The 16,716-nt window shown below is 37.9% G+C and carries 17 protein-coding genes; 13 read left to right on the top strand and 4 right to left on the bottom strand.

The genetic code is table 11. The annotated features are described in order from the left end of the window. The first annotated feature begins 3 nt into the window (after window positions 1–3). The 6 genes from G4Y78_RS21585 to G4Y78_RS21560 all read left to right on the top strand — a co-directional run bounded on the left by G4Y78_RS21585 (window position 4) and on the right by G4Y78_RS21560 (window position 5,474). Window positions 4–1,233 (top strand): NAD(P)/FAD-dependent oxidoreductase, encoded by a 1,230-nt coding sequence (locus G4Y78_RS21585; protein ID WP_163834965.1) that lies wholly within the window; start codon window positions 4–6, stop codon window positions 1,231–1,233. Between the two features lie 71 nt (window positions 1,234–1,304). Then, a complete protein-coding gene (locus G4Y78_RS21580) occupies window positions 1,305–1,835 on the top strand; it encodes a DUF3261 domain-containing protein (protein WP_163834964.1) in 531 nt (176 codons plus the stop codon). 25 nt (window positions 1,836–1,860) lie between these two features. Next, window positions 1,861–3,066 (top strand): beta-ketoacyl-[acyl-carrier-protein] synthase family protein, encoded by a 1,206-nt coding sequence (locus tag G4Y78_RS21575; RefSeq protein ID WP_163834963.1) that lies wholly within the window; start codon window positions 1,861–1,863, stop codon window positions 3,064–3,066. Beyond that, a complete protein-coding gene (locus G4Y78_RS21570; RefSeq protein ID WP_163834962.1) occupies window positions 3,059–3,517 on the top strand; it encodes an ApeP family dehydratase in 459 nt (152 codons plus the stop codon). The genes G4Y78_RS21575 and G4Y78_RS21570 overlap by 8 nt, the downstream gene beginning before the upstream one ends. After that, entirely contained in the window at window positions 3,514–4,248 is a 735-nt protein-coding gene (gene fabG, locus G4Y78_RS21565) for a 3-oxoacyl-ACP reductase FabG (protein ID WP_163834961.1), read from the top strand. The genes G4Y78_RS21570 and fabG overlap by 4 nt, the downstream gene beginning before the upstream one ends. Continuing rightward, entirely contained in the window at window positions 4,242–5,474 is a 1,233-nt protein-coding gene (locus G4Y78_RS21560) for a beta-ketoacyl-ACP synthase (protein ID WP_230425630.1), read from the top strand. The genes fabG and G4Y78_RS21560 overlap by 7 nt, the downstream gene beginning before the upstream one ends. Before the next feature lie 247 nt (window positions 5,475–5,721). Here G4Y78_RS21560 and G4Y78_RS21555 read toward each other — a convergent pair whose 3' ends face one another. Beyond that, complete coding sequence (locus G4Y78_RS21555) at window positions 5,722–6,090, bottom strand: PilZ domain-containing protein (RefSeq protein WP_163834960.1); 369 nt, start codon at window positions 6,088–6,090, stop codon at window positions 5,722–5,724. An 86-nt stretch (window positions 6,091–6,176) separates the two neighbouring features. Between G4Y78_RS21555 and G4Y78_RS21550 the strand changes: the two genes are divergently transcribed. Next, complete coding sequence (locus tag G4Y78_RS21550; protein ID WP_163834959.1) at window positions 6,177–6,329, top strand: hypothetical protein; 153 nt, start codon at window positions 6,177–6,179, stop codon at window positions 6,327–6,329. Between the two features lie 237 nt (window positions 6,330–6,566). Here the strand turns inward: G4Y78_RS21550 and G4Y78_RS21545 are convergent, their stop codons facing one another. Continuing rightward, window positions 6,567–7,961, bottom strand: coding sequence for a hypothetical protein (locus G4Y78_RS21545; protein WP_163834958.1), 1,395 nt, complete (start codon window positions 7,959–7,961; stop codon window positions 6,567–6,569). 540 nt (window positions 7,962–8,501) lie between these two features. Here G4Y78_RS21545 and G4Y78_RS21540 point away from each other — a divergent pair. Continuing rightward, window positions 8,502–10,976: a hypothetical protein gene (locus G4Y78_RS21540; protein WP_163834957.1), complete on the top strand. Its 2,475-nt coding sequence runs from the start codon at window positions 8,502–8,504 to the stop codon at window positions 10,974–10,976. A 161-nt stretch (window positions 10,977–11,137) separates the two neighbouring features. On the opposite strand, the gene G4Y78_RS21535 is transcribed toward G4Y78_RS21540, so the two are convergent. Then, window positions 11,138–11,995 (bottom strand): glycine betaine ABC transporter substrate-binding protein, encoded by an 858-nt coding sequence (locus G4Y78_RS21535; RefSeq protein ID WP_163834956.1) that lies wholly within the window; start codon window positions 11,993–11,995, stop codon window positions 11,138–11,140. A 486-nt stretch (window positions 11,996–12,481) separates the two neighbouring features. Between G4Y78_RS21535 and G4Y78_RS31790 the strand changes: the two genes are divergently transcribed. The 5 genes from G4Y78_RS31790 to G4Y78_RS21510 all read left to right on the top strand — a co-directional run bounded on the left by G4Y78_RS31790 (window position 12,482) and on the right by G4Y78_RS21510 (window position 15,504). Beyond that, a complete protein-coding gene (locus tag G4Y78_RS31790) occupies window positions 12,482–12,913 on the top strand; it encodes a dirigent protein (RefSeq protein WP_163836558.1) in 432 nt (143 codons plus the stop codon). A gap of 410 nt (window positions 12,914–13,323) precedes the next feature. Beyond that, a complete protein-coding gene (locus G4Y78_RS21525; protein WP_163834955.1) occupies window positions 13,324–13,665 on the top strand; it encodes a type 2 periplasmic-binding domain-containing protein in 342 nt (113 codons plus the stop codon). Window positions 13,666–13,676: 11 nt separating this feature from the next. Beyond that, window positions 13,677–14,000: a hypothetical protein gene (locus G4Y78_RS21520; RefSeq protein WP_163834954.1), complete on the top strand. Its 324-nt coding sequence runs from the start codon at window positions 13,677–13,679 to the stop codon at window positions 13,998–14,000. Between the two features lie 145 nt (window positions 14,001–14,145). Further along, entirely contained in the window at window positions 14,146–14,874 is a 729-nt protein-coding gene (locus G4Y78_RS21515; RefSeq protein WP_163834953.1) for a substrate-binding periplasmic protein, read from the top strand. 261 nt (window positions 14,875–15,135) lie between these two features. After that, window positions 15,136–15,504 carry a transporter substrate-binding domain-containing protein gene (locus G4Y78_RS21510; protein ID WP_163834952.1) on the top strand — a complete coding sequence of 123 codons (369 nt, stop codon included), beginning with the start codon at window positions 15,136–15,138 and terminating at the stop codon, window positions 15,502–15,504. Between the two features lie 175 nt (window positions 15,505–15,679). Here the strand turns inward: G4Y78_RS21510 and G4Y78_RS21505 are convergent, their stop codons facing one another. Then, a complete protein-coding gene (locus G4Y78_RS21505) occupies window positions 15,680–16,114 on the bottom strand; it encodes a hypothetical protein (RefSeq protein ID WP_163834951.1) in 435 nt (144 codons plus the stop codon). Window positions 16,115–16,716 lie beyond the last annotated feature (602 nt).

The raw sequence follows: 16,716 nt of genomic DNA, 5'->3' as shown, positions 1-16,716 counted from the left end.
AATATGAATAATCAACAAGAGGCATTTGATGTCATAGTCATTGGAGCGGGTCCTTCAGGAGCTGTGGTGAGTTCGCTGTTAAAACAACAGGGATTATCCGTTTTGGTTGTTGAGAAAACTCATTTTCCTCGTTTTAGTATTGGTGAGAGCCTGTTACCTCAATCTATGACCTATTTAGAAGCGGCCAACTTATTGCAGCCAGTGGTTGAAGCCGGCTTTCAGTATAAAAATGGTGCAGTATTCCGTCGTGCCAGCCAGTATACCCAATTTGACTTCAGAGAAAAATTCTCCACTGGCTGGGGAACTACCTATCAGGTGAAGCGAGCAGCTTTTGACAAGGTGCTCGCTGATGCCACTGAGCAACAAGGGGTGCAGATTAAGTATGGTTACACGGTCACTGCAGTCAACTTTTTAAACGAAACAGTAGAAGTATGTTGTGTCGATGAACAAGGTAATAGTTACCATTTTTATGGCCAGTTTTTAGCTGATGCCAGTGGTTTTGGTCGAGTATTACCTCGTTTGCTTGATTTGGAGACTCCATCCTGTTTTCCTGTTAGACAATCATTCTTTACCCATATCAAAGATAACATAAGTTGTGAAAATTTTGATCGTAATAAAATCCTCATTACGATTCATCCTGAACGTCAAGATGTATGGTATTGGCTCATCCCATTTTCTGATGGTACTGCCTCCATTGGAGTAGTGGTGCCACCTGAATTAGTAAACAAGGATGAGGATAACACCCGTCAATTGCAGCGATTAATTGGCGAGGCATCTGAGCTAGCTCAATTAACGGATAGTGCTGAGTTTATTAATCCAGCGCAAAAAATTGCTGGTTATTCTGCAAATGTCTCCAAACTATGGGGAGACCGGTTTGTGTTATTGGGGAATGCTGCAGAGTTTTTAGACCCGGTATTTTCTTCTGGAGTAACTATTGCGTTAAAGTCAGCCCATCTTGCAGCGGGGTTAATTACTAAACAAGTGATGGGTGAAGTGGTTGATTGGCAAGCCTGTTATCATCAACCCTTAATGAAGGGGATTGATACATTTCGCTGTTTTGTTGAAGCTTGGTACGATGGCTCATTGCAAAATATTTTATTTTTTGATCAAAAAGAGCCAGGGGTAGAGCGCATGGTCTGTTCTATTTTGGCGGGTTATGCTTGGGATGAGGCTAACCCCTATGTAGCTGATTGTGGTCGTCGGCTGAATGTTTTAAAGGAGCTATGTAGTTGAGAGCGTGTGTGAAGAGTTTATTCGTCATAGTTCTGTATAGCTGGCTGGTAACTGGTTGCGGTTTTCGTACAGTGAATCAGACAATAGGTGATGGCCAATCTGTAAAATCATCAACGATGCCGTTACCCAAAGTACAAGCATTAGGGGAAAGCTTTACGGCTACCCAGGAATTGGTCGGTAACTATCAGGGTAAGGAAAATCAACTGTTGTTTCAGCTGGAATCCAATGAATCTAAGCTGGTAATGGTTGGCTTGACCAATATTGGCCATCGATTAATAACACTGGAATATCAGCAAGATAAGTTAACGGCAGAGTTAAGCCCACTATTACCGGATCAGTTGAAAGCTAATTATTTATTAAGCGATTTTTTGTTAGCATTTTCCAATATTAAGGCTATTCGGTCAGCCTTTAATGGTTCAGCTTATCGCATAGCTGATCATGCTCAAAATGGGACTTATACAAGAATAATTTATAATAAATCCAAACCTATTATTGAAATTAAATATGACCATGTAGATCCTTGGCAAGCTAAAGTACAGCTTAAGCACTTGGTTTATGGCTATAGCCTACAGATTAAGACTATTGCCAAGCAGTTACTATGAAAGGAAGTCATTTAAATAGACCGTTATGAAAATGCCCATTCGACTTTCTGCTCTTGGTATGGTTTGTCCATTAGGCAATGATCCGCAAACCATTTTGCAGAGTTTAATTACAGGCTCCCAACAAGGGATGCAGGCCAGAGATGATTTTATTCCAGAAAAATCAGTAATTGTCGGTGCCGTTCAAGCTACATTGCCCAAACTGGATAAAAAATGGCAACACTATCAGTGTCGAAATAACCAGTTGCTATTAACTGCTTATCAACAAATTGCAGATCAGGTAGAAACTTATATCAAGCAATATGGCCCCGAACGAGTGGGATTGGTGTTGGGCACCAGTACCTCTGGTATTGATGAAGGGGAGGAAGCGGCGAGTTATAAATTACAGCATCAGCAATTTCCAGCAACGTACCATTATTTGCAACAGGAAATTGGTGGCAGTACAGAGTTTTTAGCGAATTATTTAGGACTAGAGGGTGTGGCCTACACTATTTCCACTGCTTGCTCGTCCAGTGCAAAAGCGCTGGCTTCTGCCAGACAGTTATTGCACTCAGGCATCTGTGATGTGGTGATTGCAGGCGGTGTTGATACGCTGTGCCGGTTAACTTTAAATGGCTTTGACTCGCTGGAATCTGTTTCTGATAGTATCTGTAATCCATTTAGCGAAAACCGTAATGGCATTAATATTGGTGAAGGAGCTGCCTTATTTGTCGTTACCCGTGAGCTTGGTGGTATTCAACTGATGGGCGTTGGTGAGTCTTCTGATGCTTATCATATGTCTGCACCACATCCGACTGGACAAGGCGCTGAGCAGGCAATGCAACAGGCATTAACGGATGCTCAGTTACCGCCTGAAGCCATTGCGTATATTAATTTGCACGGAACAGCGACCAAGCAAAATGATGCAATGGAGGCCCAAGCTGTTAGCCGTGTGTGTGGTAGTCATACGCCTTGCAGTTCTACCAAACCTCTTACTGGCCATGCATTAGGCGCAGCAGGTGCTTTGGAAATAGGCTTTTGCTGGTTATTATTGACTGATCATAATCAACAGCAGCTGCTACCACCACAAGTGTGGGATAATTGCTATGACCAAGAATTACCATCTATCGCGTTAGTGAAGCTGGGAGAGCAGTTTACTCAAGCAGCTGCGATAGGAGGGAATTACTTAATGAGTAACTCCTTTGCCTTTGGTGGTAATAATATTAGTGTGGTAATAGGTAAGCCGTATGAGTAATAAACAATCCCGTTGGCAGCCGGAGGAGCTATTACCCCATGGCCATCCTATGGTGTTGTTAGATCAGGTGGAAGATTATGGTGCTGATTTTGTTACAGCAAGTTTTACTGTCACTGAGCAGGCCCGCTTTTTTAACTTGCAGCAAAGATTTGTCCCTATTTGGTTTGGCTTGGAATATATGGCCCAAACGATCGGCTTATTTGCAGGAATACAGCATAAATTAGCTAATGAATCAGTAAAAATAGGCTTTCTATTAGGTACACGACGTTATGCGTGTTTGGCTGATGCTTTGTTACTCGGTAATACTTATCAGGTCAAAGCAAGTAAAAAATATGAAGATGAAGGGTTGAGTGTTTTTGACTGTGCTATTTATCACCAAGAGCTCATTGCTGAAGCTAGCATTAATGTTTTTCAGCCAGATAATCCTGCAGAATTTTTTGAGCAATTATGAGTAATAGTAATAAACGAATTTTAGTGACCGGTTCCAGTCGTGGGATTGGCAAAGCAATTGCGATGAGACTGGCTGAATCTGGCTATCAGGTTGTAGTGCACTATCGCCAGGGGCAGCAACAAGCAGAGTCTGTCGTCAACCAATTAACGGAAACAGGGCTAAAAGCAGATCTATTGCAGTTTGATATTAGTGATCGGGTCCAATGTGAAGCGGTATTAGCAGAAGATATTGCTAAGCATGGTGTTTACTATGGTGTAGTGTGTAATGCGGGCTTAACTGCTGATAATGCTTTTCCTGCCATGACTGACAATGACTGGGACCGAGTTATTCATACCAATCTTGATGGCTTTTATAATGTGTTAAAACCCTTAACCATGCCAATGGTACAAGCCAGAAAGCCGGGACGAATTGTCACAATGGCTTCTGTTTCTGGATTAATAGGTAATCGGGGACAGGTGAATTACAGTGCTGCAAAAGCGGGTATTATTGGTGCTACCAAAGCATTAGCTATAGAATTAGCCAAACGTAAAATTACGGTTAATTGTGTTGCACCTGGATTAATTGATACTGATATGACTGATGATTTACCTGTTACTGAAATTGTTAAACAAATACCAGCTCGTCGAGTAGGAAAGCCTGAAGAGGTTGCATCATTGGTTAATTATTTAATGTCTAAAGGTGCAGCTTATATTACCCGACAAGTAATTTCTGTTAATGGGGGGCTATGCTAATGCGTCGTGTAGTGGTGACGGGTATGTCCTGTATTACAGGCATTGGCCAGAGTTGGAAGCAGGTTCAGGGTAACTTAAAGGCCAAACGTAATAGCATTACGCGGATGAATGACTGGGACCGTTTTGAAGGTTTACACACCCGACTAGCAGGCCCCGTTACTGACTTTGTCCCGCCATCTCACTATTCTCGGAAGAAAATCCGTAGTATGGGACGAGTTAGTTTAATGGCTACGCGAGCGACAGAGCAGGCACTGGAAGATGCAGGTTTACTAGGCGATCCAAGAATTCGTCTGGGGTCAATGGGGGTGGCCTATGGCTCTTCAGTGGGTAGCACGGAACCTCTGGGGGCATTTGGCTCCATGATTACTAATGGTAGTTGCAAAGGGGTAACAGCCACCAGTTATATTCAAATGATGAGTCATACCGCTGCGGTCAATATCGGTTTATTTTTTGGTCTAACCGGAAGATTAATTCCCACCAGCAGCGCTTGCACTTCTGGTAGTCAGGCAATTGGCTTTGCTTATGAAGCTATTAAGTATGGCATGCAGGATATGATGGTTGCTGGGGGAGCAGAAGAACTATGCCCAACGGAAGCGATGGTTTTTGATACTTTATTTGCCACCAGTACTAAAAATAATACCCCGGAATTAACCCCACGTCCGTTCGATAAAGCCCGTGATGGATTAGTGATTGGGGAAGGAGCTGGCACTCTTATTTTGGAAGAGTTAGAGCATGCTGTTGCCAGAGGTGCGCCTATATATGCTGAAATTGTTGGGTTTGGTTCTAACACGGACGGGGCTCATGTTACCCAACCTAATGCAGAAACCATGGCTATTGCGATGGAACTGGCATTAAAAGACGCGGAGTTAACCTCAGACGCAGTCGGCTATGTCAGTGCTCATGGCACAGCAACAGACCGTGGTGATGTTGCAGAAACCAGAGCGACAGAACAAGTATACGGCAATACCGTGCCTATCAGTTCCCAAAAAAGCTATTTAGGCCATACCTTAGGTGCTTGTGGGGCAATTGAAGCATGGTTGTCTATTAAAATGATGAACAACAACTGGTTTGCGCCGACAATTAATTTAACGGAAATAGACGACCAATGTGGTGAGCTTGATTATATTATGGGGGAAGGCCGCGAACTAAACTGCGAGTACGTCACTAGTAATAATTTTGCTTTTGGTGGGGTTAATACCTCATTAATTTTTAAGCGTTGGGATTAACGCTGAACATTTTATAAAAATGACTATCTCTATGAATTAATAAGAGCTAATAGATGTGATTACAGTAGTAAATAAAAAGAATGAGTGATTTTTTCGGTATGTAGGCTTTTGATTCGAGCTTGAGTTAGCTTTTGAAATTATGCAATTCACGTTATCCAAATATAATACATCATTTAGAGCGAATACAAAGACTTTGGCATCGTGACCATATTTTGCAAACCAAGAAGTTAGCTGAGTTTATTGTTCATCAAAAAATATTTTCAATAAAATTTTCCAGAATACTTTGGTCTTCTGGATCTATTTTTATAAAAGAAACACCAATTTTATAATGCTTTTGCGATAAAACAATATTCGACATTTTTGCCATAGTATAGATTTGGTACTTTTTATGGTCGATGACAGCATTGATCATCATTGGATAAACAAGTCCTTCCTTAAATGGTTCAATACATTTTATTAGTGCACCCTCTTTTGAAATATCAAGCACAATGCAAGGTGTAAAGAAGTTTTTTTTCTTGTCTTTTACTAATGCTCTCCAGATGATAGATCGCCGTGGATGTTTTCTTGATTCTTGTTGAGACTTTACTAAAGGCATATAGACCGATCCTTGTGTCATCAACTCATATTCCTTTGTAGTATTTTAACGGATTTTGTGGAATTTTCCATCTCCGAATTATCGCAGGTGATGGGCGTTAATGAAAAATGTGGCTACCACTATTCGCTGCTTGGAAGAGGAGGGGAGGCCGTAGAGGTTATTTAACCTATGATCACCAAGACTACCTCGGTTCATTGGGCATAACACCGGAACATTATCAATGGGATGAAAGTCATATCGCTTGGGTAATCGTTTGGTGACAACCTTCATGAGAATTTTAATACAGGCTCATGTAAGCTATTTGACTGTTATACTAACTACATTCACTTCTGATCGTGGATTTGTCGATATGTGACCAAGCAGGCAATTAGTGGCTTTGGGGCAATAAATAAATCAAGAGTGGTTTACAGTCAAAGGTATGTCTAGGTATTAGTAATAGCAGCTTGATGATTAAAAACCATTTTGCTATTAGCTTTTAATCATCAGTATTTATTAAATTATCGTGGTTCTATATATAAATATCCATCATTTTCTTTATCATCAGGTCCTACAATACTTTGTATATGCTCTTGATCATTCGCAAATGATGACCAACCAGCTTTTTCTAATAGATCATGTGCTAATACATAAGGCGTTGCAAATGATGCACCTGCAGGTGCATACTTTTTATCAGCTGAATTTGAGTAATTATTATCGTTAAATGTTGGATATCTTTTAACCAGTTCTGGTGTAAGCTGATATGGTGCAATTGAAGGTGCAAATCGACTAGCTCCACCTTGTTGAGCTTGCTGCCCAAGAAAACCAACAAATATGTTATTGCTTTCAACTTCGCTTGCATTTTTTATTTGCTCAGATGGAGTTTGGACTTTATCAAGTGCTCCAATCACATTAATACTTCCTGGTTCTTGATTATTTAATGGTGTTAATAGGGAGCCAACACTAATTTGGCCTGGTGAATTACCATTTGCTAGATATATATGTGTACCCATTTTAATTAATGCTTTTAGTGAAGTAATTCTATTTCCATATGCTATATATTTTCCTACTAGTTGCTTTTTAGTTCCTTCTACAATCATATTAAATTGATCTTCTGGAATTTTTTTCTTGATATCTTCTTCTGTCCACCCAAATCGCTTTATGATATCTCTAATAGTGATCGCCCTAGCATGAGACAAAAATGAGCTACTACTTTCAATAGTATTATAATTCTTTGAAAAGCTAACAAAAAAATCAGATAATTTGCTTTTTTCACTATCAGTTAAGTTTGACCAATTATTTGTTATCTTTGAGCTTGCATTTAAGTCATTGTATAGGCTTATCAATTGGGTATCTTGAATACTATTACTACCACCTGAAAAATTTAGATAGTCATAAGCGCCATTTTTATTAGCAAGCTCTACAGCAAAAGCAAAGAAATTTCCAAAATATATTGATTGTTTATCTTTATGTCTGTTATCCCCTGTAAGCTCATCAATCACTACACGTCTATCTGACTGAGAACTGTACAGCCTTCCATCTTGTCCAACATGTTGTTCTATTATATCTTTTACTAGTGTGCCATGCCCTTTAGCTCGTAGTATCGGACGTGGACCAGGTTCAATGTATACATCAAAATCATCTTCAAACCCTTGGTCAAGGATAGCGATTTTAAATGTATTATCTCCATTAAGTGAAGTACCAGAGCTAACAGGATAGCTTATTCTTGAAGTAAGTTTTGCATTAGGATCAAACCGGGGAACGCCAATATTTTCTTTATCTATAAAAGGTTTATTTAAGCTATCAATAACTTCTTCAATATTTACATTACTATTACCAAAAACAATTTGTGATAATGGGATGGTTATTATAGTAGTACCAATAATTGATGTTAACTTTCTATTTGTAAAGATCATCGATGGTTCCTTTAGTAAAACTGCTGTAGCTTTATTTTGGTTTATATGATTTTTTTGATTTTGAGAAACCTTACTTTAGATAAAGTAAATATCACTTGAAGTTAATCACAAATGATGCATATCAACGTTTTTTTATAAGATAATTGATAAATAAACTTCATTTCTTGTTGTTTGTGTATTCTCTATATAAGAATTTGCATTAGGTTTTGTATGTGAAATGAAGTTTGAATTCATTTTTTGGTAGACAATACAATGATTGTATGTCTGATTGTTTGTGCTTTTTTTGGTAGTTATACTGCATTAGATTTATTGTTGATTTGTTCAAGGTTGTAATTAATCGTATTTGCATTTGATTTTTTTGTTTGCTTTTATTCTATCTGCAGCTATTGATTTTTCTACTTGCATAGCACTTATTATAAATTTAACTAAAAACTGTTTTTTGCATTAAAGCACATAACAAGCTTAACCACGAACACACTTTATATTTAAGTGTAAGTAAAACCATGTAACCAAAATAAAACAATTTATTGGAGTTTACTAATGCACCCTTATCGTTCCAATATGGTTAACATTTCTACTTGTTTTCTTTCATTTATTATCTCGACATTCAGTTGGGCTGAATTCACTAAAGATGACTTTAATGTTTGCTTTTATCCAGAGAAAAACTATAAAGGTACACCGCAATGTGCTGTTGCAGGTGAAACTGAAGACATATCAACTTTCCCGTTCTCCAAAGTAAATTCAATTTCAGTTGGAAAAGCTGCAACCGCATATATCTGGGATAATAGCAATAAAAATAAAACATTAAGACGTTTAGAGTCCAGTGTGACAGATTCCACAAGTTTTCCTCTTAGTACGTTTGAAGTAAGAGCTGCCTGGTATGGAAGTTATCTTGATAGATATACCCCTCAGGACCGTCATATACATGATATGTTAATTAGGACATTTCCTATTCGAGACATTCAAATTGATAAATGGGTAAAGCAAACACCTGGTACTGATACACTCAAAGAGTATAAAGGAAAGCCATTTACCCAAAGTATCCGTATATTGGTGAATACTGCTAATACCTCTATTGGCGAGGGCAGCTTTTTTATTCGCCCTACCAAGCTTTATCCATCAAAAAACAGTGAAGGTGAAGCAGCTGTCACACTTAATCAAGATCAAAGTAAAGGCTTATTTCCTGGACTTGCTGGTACTATAAATTCGAACAAAGTAACTTTTCACTATACAGGCACCTCCCGAAATAATAGCCATTACACTAATGGCCATGAAAGTTATAGTGAGGATTCATCGACTTTTCCTGGTTACACACAAAAATACTGGCGTTGGTCTTTCCCATTGAGCGAGCCTTTTGATCCTTTAGATACTAATGTGCTGGTATCGATTTTAATCACACCAGCTAGTTATTTAACTGATGGAAAACCAGGCATTCATGTCATGATAAATAAAGCCCGGTTTGATGAAAAAGGATTATTGGCTGTAGGTGATTCATTGCTGGAATCACCGCTTAGTTTACAGGCTGATGATTACTCTATGAGTCTGTGGCAGACCTTGCCTCTAACGGTAAGCTCATTTCATTTTAATGATGCCAATATTGTACAAGAAGCAGCAAATTTAAATATTGAAGCTGGTAAACTTACCCCACACCCTTATTATTCAGACTATGACATTGAGTTTTTAGATCAGCGAACCTACCCTGTTAATCGACGATTTAAACGCTGTTGGGAAGATTTTATACAGGGAGTCAATACACTTTCAGCTTGGTGGATTGAGCGGCTATTTGGAGCACCTTCCATTTGTGAAATCGATACAGGGGAACATTCACCACAAATAACCCAGCAAAATAATAACTCTTCTGTTGTCATTACTTATACGACAAATAATGAATCTCCTGAGCCTAATCCAAATGAAACAGATACTGTTGTACCCATCAGTAGTAATGAACTAGATGTAGCTAGCAATCAAACCTCTTATCAAGCAGCAATGGATATTGCCTACTGTGCGAATGAAGTGGATACAGGTACAACCCAAGCTGATCAACAAAACCATTGTAATGATAATGAAGAGCAAGTTATATCCTGGTTAGGAGATGTTTCTTTAGATCACCAAATTACCATGCAAACAGGGCTTCGCCAATTCCTTGATGATCAAGCCAGAGGTGCAGCTGTTTTTCCAGATAATATTGCTACTGGAAATGCTCAGCTGGATCAATGGGTACGCGAACATGCGGAGCAAGCAGAGTCTTTAATTGCTCGTTCAGTTCAGGTACTTGTCAACAGCGATACACGTTCATCTCCGAACATTGCTCCTAATGAACTGCGTCAGCGTAAGAAAAAAGTAACAAAGACCAGTTGTTACTCGCGAGACACTTCTGTGAAGCAAGAAAGTGGTGAATGGCAGTGTGTTAAAAATACTAAGAAACGCCATAAAAATACAGATAAGGTTGTCGCTCTACCACCACGGGTAGAAGAAGGATATGTGACTAATGACTCAAATAATTCCAGTGATCAACAGCGTCATCGTAATCTTGTGCGAGAGTTTTTAAACCAAAATAATCATAACAATTTGCCTCCTGGATTAAATAGCAATCAGTTCTCTGATTTTACCCCCTATATCGGGCGGGATGCCGCACCTACAGGCCAGAACTTAGGAATTTTGTATTTAAATAATCCTCGTATTCCCGGTAGTCACCAACGATTTAGTTATGGTTTATCTCATATTTGGACTAATAATGATGGAGGTCATCGCCGTGACTGGGAAAACTATGAAATACAAAATACAACTCAATTATCTCATCTCATTATGACGGCTTTAACTCAAAGGCAGCCTAAAAAACATGAAAAGCAAACTAACGGTAACTATAGACGCGAATATAGCGAAGTATCTGTACCGAGAGGTGATGGAAGCTTTGATGTTTACTCAAACTTTATCATTATTTTAGGAAGTAACGGTATGGTGATCACTGCTTATCCGACTAAAAGAACCAAGCATTATAGAGTTGGTCCTATGTAAATAGATAAAAGTCAAGCTTGATGTTCCATAACACATACATTACCAAATGTGTTATGGAGCAAATTACTTAATACCACACTAAAACCTGTTAACACAATTTCTTAGTATATTTGAAGATGTGACTACTAAACACATATGGATATTTTAGCTTTCTTAAGTTCTTATTTTTTACTACTTAACCATTTATTAGCAGCGTCTTGTGGACGCATACCTTTATTCATCCAAACCATGACTTGGGCAATATCACTGGTAGTCCACTCAAAATCATCAATAATTTTACTTGCTTGAGGATTATTTTTAGAAAATTCTTTATTTATAATAGAGTTTATAAACTCCTGCTTACCAAAAACTTGCTTCGGGTCTGCCAAATACTTTAAGTCAAACTTCGCAAACTTCCAGTGTGGTGTCCAACCTGTGACCACTATATATTTTTTCTGATCAATGCTTTGTTCAAGTTTCCTGAGCATATTAATACTTTTATTTTGAGTTAATTGATATTTAAGCTGGTAGATTTTGATAGCCTGTTTTGTTAGCTTCATTAACCCTGCTGTTGGTTCAATCCCATGTATAACGCCATTGAATTGATCTGAAAAACTATTTAGTTCATTAATGGCACTAATTTGAACATAGGAAGGAACTACCAATCCTAAGCGAGTACCTGATAGGTTTGGCCCTAAGTTTTCTATTTTTTCTTGATATTGCTCTAGATAATCTTTGTGAGTAGACGGTAACCAGGCTGTAACCATAGCATCTGCTTCTCCGGATGCTACCATTGCCCATACCTGATTGATACTGGCAGAAGTCATAGACACCTCATACCCATGGGACTCTAGCACTAGCTTTATCGTATGCGTTGTTGCAATGGCATCTGTCCACTCTGCATAAGCTAACACTATCTTTTCTTTTGTTTCCTTGATTGCCGCTTGCTGAACTTCTAATTCATCATCACTGCAACCTATTAAAAGACCAGCATATAGAAGTAAATTAGTTAAAATCCTAACTGTACTTTTGAGCATCATTAAAATACTTAGTCATACATAAGCAGTTAATACTAAATGTAGCCTATAGACCTCAATGATGATCAAACTTAAAGTTCATCCCTATGATTTCCGATAAGTGGCATTATCGTCTAAGATGGCGGGGGATGTGGGTTGGAGAAGGGGACAGGTGACAGTAGCGGTTGGGCTTGGAAAGTCTGTACCTACTTAATTTTCATTCAAAACCAATTTGGGATAATTTTTGTTGCTTTAGAGGTAGATAGATAAAAAGGCGAGGCTGTTACTCTAAGACAGATTCTGTATTTAAGTTGATTTATTGTAAAACAAGATGATATTAAGTTATTTTATTGGGCGGCTTTACTTTTTATGACTAGGAGGTTGTAGTGATGCTAAAAAAATGCCTATTTTCTGCTTGTATTATAGGATTGTCTATTCATAGCTATGCTGACGTTAAGCGAATGATTACTTATGCAGATATACGTGAGAACATAGGAATTACACCAGGCAATATCCGATACAGAAGATCGGCTAGACTCTCCAGGGGATATTTTTGTTTTTGACCAAATCCTTCTTGCGGAAAATGGTAAAGATATTCTTGGTCGCAATGCAGGCTTTTGTATTCGAACAGACCCTGGCGTCCCTGATTTTAGTGGTACTGATCATCCAACACTACCAGACAACCCAGAAAACAACTATGGTCAATGCCAATGGAGCCTCGTTTTCAGTGATTCTGGAAAAGGGAAAAAAGGTAGCATACAGGTTGCGGGTAGGGAGTCTGATAAAGGGTTATCAGAGATTGCAATTATTGGTGGAACAGGAGATTTTTTGGGAATTAAAGGGGTGTTATGTAGTACTCCAGAACCTCAGAATAAACGCTTTAAACAAGTTTTAGTTTATTCCAAAAAAAGCAACAACAAGAATCAGTTGAGATGTCCATAGCATAAATAATAATTGAACCTAGGCTGCTCACTTGTCCGGCACCAGAGCAGCAATGGCTTACTTTTATGGTGTAGGCGCTGCCGGGGATGCCACACTATGGATATCGATATTACTAATGCCAATACTACTGATACTCTAATCTCAAGCTGGAACGTGATTCTATACAGCTTCATATAGGGCTATTGCTGCTGGTTTCTCGTTTCGGTTCGTTCTATACAGTTGCACGTCCTGTTTCATCACTCGTTCGAAGTGTGCCTATTCATTGATGTATTTATAATCAATCTGTCATATGTTTCTTGTTAATACCTGATAAGTCGGCGTTATTGGCAAGTTTTGTCTGTTTCCACAATGGAGGTTGGATTCATCATCTTGAAGCGACTAAACTTTAAGCTTTAAAAGCTAAAAACCAAATGAATATGAAAAAGCTTTATTATTTTTGTTTATTTCTTATTTTTTTATCTTCTCTTTCTTCGAAAGAGGAAAGAAAACTGTTAATAAGTACAGCTGAAAATTTACCTTGGTCATCAAAAGACTTGAAACATGGAGGCTTTGTTCACCATGTTATAACAGAGGCATTCCAACGAGAAGGCTATAATGTCTCATATGTGTATTACCCATGGGCTAGGAATTATAAACAAGGTTTATCGGGAGAATATGACGCCACTGCTTACTGGATATGTGCCCCAAAAAGAGCTAAATATTTTTTTGTAGCGAACCATTATATCAGGAAGATTATGTTTTCTTTTATTTAAAAAGTAAGCCAATGAAAAAATGGGAAAAGTTAAGTGATTTAAGAAACTATAGAATACGTGCAACAAGAGGTTATACATATACTGGTGAATTTATAAGTGCAGCAAATAATAAAAAACTTAATGTTGTTTTTAGTACAAATGATGAAATTAATTTTAGGATGATGTTTAAAAATAGAATTGATATTTTAGTTATCGGATCTGTAGCAGGCTATTCTTTGTTACAAAGAAAGTTTGATAGCAGCTTAATGCATAGCGTAGATTTTAACCGAAAACCACTGGTGTCTTTTACTAATCATATACTTTTTCCAAAAAAAATATTAAATCTAAACAGCTAGTCAAAGACTTCAATAATAGCTTAAAAGCTATGAAACAGGATGGTACCTATGAAAAGTACCATGACCTACAGTTAGGGGGATATTACTCTAAGCTATAGCCCCTAAGAGGATACATAGTAAGAAAACAAGCTAATCTGGAAACACTATGAAACTGATCGTCCTAGCTTATCTACTGTCGACCTTCTTCAGTTCTGTCCATGCGAAGACTTATACGGTCGGGCTTGTTGACTGGCCCCCCTTTGCTTATGTAGACAATCAGTCTATACGAGGAATCAGTGTAGAAATTGTTCAGGAAGTTTCAAAACGCACTGGTATTACAATCAAAATCGTGGAATTTCCTTGGGCAAGATTGATGGTACTTTTGGAAGGGGGCAAGGTGGATGGTATTGCCTTTGTGGCAAAAAACAAGGAGCGAGAGAGGTACATTCTCTATCCAGAAGAACCTTACTATACACTGACTACTGTTTTTTATGTGCGTAAGGGAGATCGAGATCAAGTCCAGACCTACAATGACCTTTATCGACTCGGCGTTGGAGTCGTTCGCGGGTCTGAATATTTCGATCCTTTTAACAATGATCCAAAGATCACCAAAACGGAGGTAGTAAAGGAAATCCAGTTGCTGCAAATGTTGGACAAAGGCCGTGTTGGTGTGATTGTCGGTACACATCCCCAGGTAGAGGCTCAAATTGCTCAGCATGGGTTTACCGAAAAATTCGAGCAGGCAGTCTATCATCCGGGAAACGATGCGCAAATCTATTTCGGCCTTTCCCGTAAATCAGCTTTGGCAAGCTATGAGTCGCGTATTACAGAGGCTATCCGAGCCATGAAGAAGGATGGATTGATTCAGAAAATATCTAAGAAATATCTTAAATAGTGTGTTTTGTAGTATAAAGATATTTTGCCATTATTTAATGTCTTTACCAATAGTTGGGCACGTTTTGAGTGGGTATCTCAAGCAGAATAAGGCGCTAGGGCCATAGCCAGGCAGTGCAGTGTGTTTGACGACTGTAACAGCCTTAGCGGTTGCATGAATAATTTAGCAGCAATATTAATCAAGAAAAACTTTGGAATAGAGTAAAAGCAAACTTGAGCTATAAATAACTAAATACACTGTTTTATCTCGTGTAAGTATATAATGAGAATATTCATAATTATCATTGAGATGATACTGACCACATCTATTATAAGTAAACTCAATGCTGAACAAATTTTAAGGATTTCAACAGCTGAGTATCCACCATATAACTCCAAATCTTTAAAGCATGGAGGTCTTATACCACACATTATTAAAGAAGCATTTGTTATAGCAGGTTATAAAGTAAAGTTTGAATTCTATCCTTGGAAACGAGCCTATCAAATGTCTGTGGATGGAACTGTTGATGCTACTGCTCAATGGTTAGACTCAAAAGAGCGTAGAAAATATCATTACTATAGTGATCCTCTTGTTGAAGATCAGAACGACTTCGATCAGTATATTGAAAACTCCCGTAAAGGACTCTATTAACGTGTTCCCTCTGCAATTGTGTGTGGCTGGTTAAAATATCTCACACGTTCACTGAGTGATTACGGTTAAGTAGAATAAAGGCGATAGGCGCTTTAAGCAGATTTGGCTAAGTGCTAAGACTTTGGTTAAACGGTTGGGATGAAAACTACCCCTATGATTAAGTAGGGGAAAATCATCAATTTTCTTTAATCTTTTTAAGATTGTTAACTAATAGCTCAGCTTCTTTCTTTGTTAGCCCTATAATTTGCATCCTGTTCGTTTGACTAGATGTTATATTTTCAGATTTTTCTATATTTGTACCGAAGGCTGTAATTGATAAAGGAGCTCCTAAGTTTTTAGAGGTGAATAAGAACATTTTTTCACCAAACTTAGAGGTAAGTTCTAAATGAACGACATGGCCATCCTTTCTTGTTTTGCCAATTTCTATGCCAGTAATGTCTGATCTTTGGGCTGTAATTGAGCCAGACTCTGATTTAAATACAATTTCATTTTTCGCATTATCTTGAAAAGACATAAAGCCTGCTAAGTCTATTCCTGTAACAAAATAGATGATCGAAAGGCTAATAGGTAATCCCACAAGGACCATCAGTAGAATATGTTTTATACTCATGCTTTGCTTATTGGTTTAGGGCTGTTTAACTTAGTTTATAGTTTGCTTTTCCATATTTGACTACTCCATGCCCACACTGCGCAAGGAATGGTCTTCTAAGTCAGATAGAGCCACTGCTACAATACGTCCAGGGTTGCGTATTCTCAGTTCCACATTCCTGGAGCTGTCATTCAAGCCAACATACTCTATCTGCTTAGTTGTAAATAAAAACAATTAATATTCTTTCAAGCGTAACAAAATTAGTGTTAACAGGCCCCCGATTGACATAGCCATGTATTTTTTGATGAGCTGTGCTAGTTATTTCACACTCAATTAATTATCGCTAGCTAAATAAATATTATTTTATTAACTAATAAATGAATAAAACGATTAGTATTTTCTTATTTTTGTTTAAAAAAGTTTTTACTTCTGACTTAATTGTTCTGAAAGTTGTTACCTATTGTCAGCTAATTTGACATTTCTGATCGGTCTATTTAAATCAATTACTCAAACGATTGCATTGTTTTCTTGTTAAAAAAATTGACATTATATATTTTTTTGGAATTTTGATATAAATAAATCGAATTTCAAAAAGTAATGTGATACATTGCTGTGCAAATTAA

This window comes from Spartinivicinus ruber, assembly GCF_011009015.1.
In the GTDB taxonomy this organism is placed as follows: Bacteria; Pseudomonadota; Gammaproteobacteria; order Pseudomonadales; family Zooshikellaceae; genus Spartinivicinus; species Spartinivicinus ruber.
This window is presented reverse-complemented; position numbering and strand designations above follow the sequence as displayed.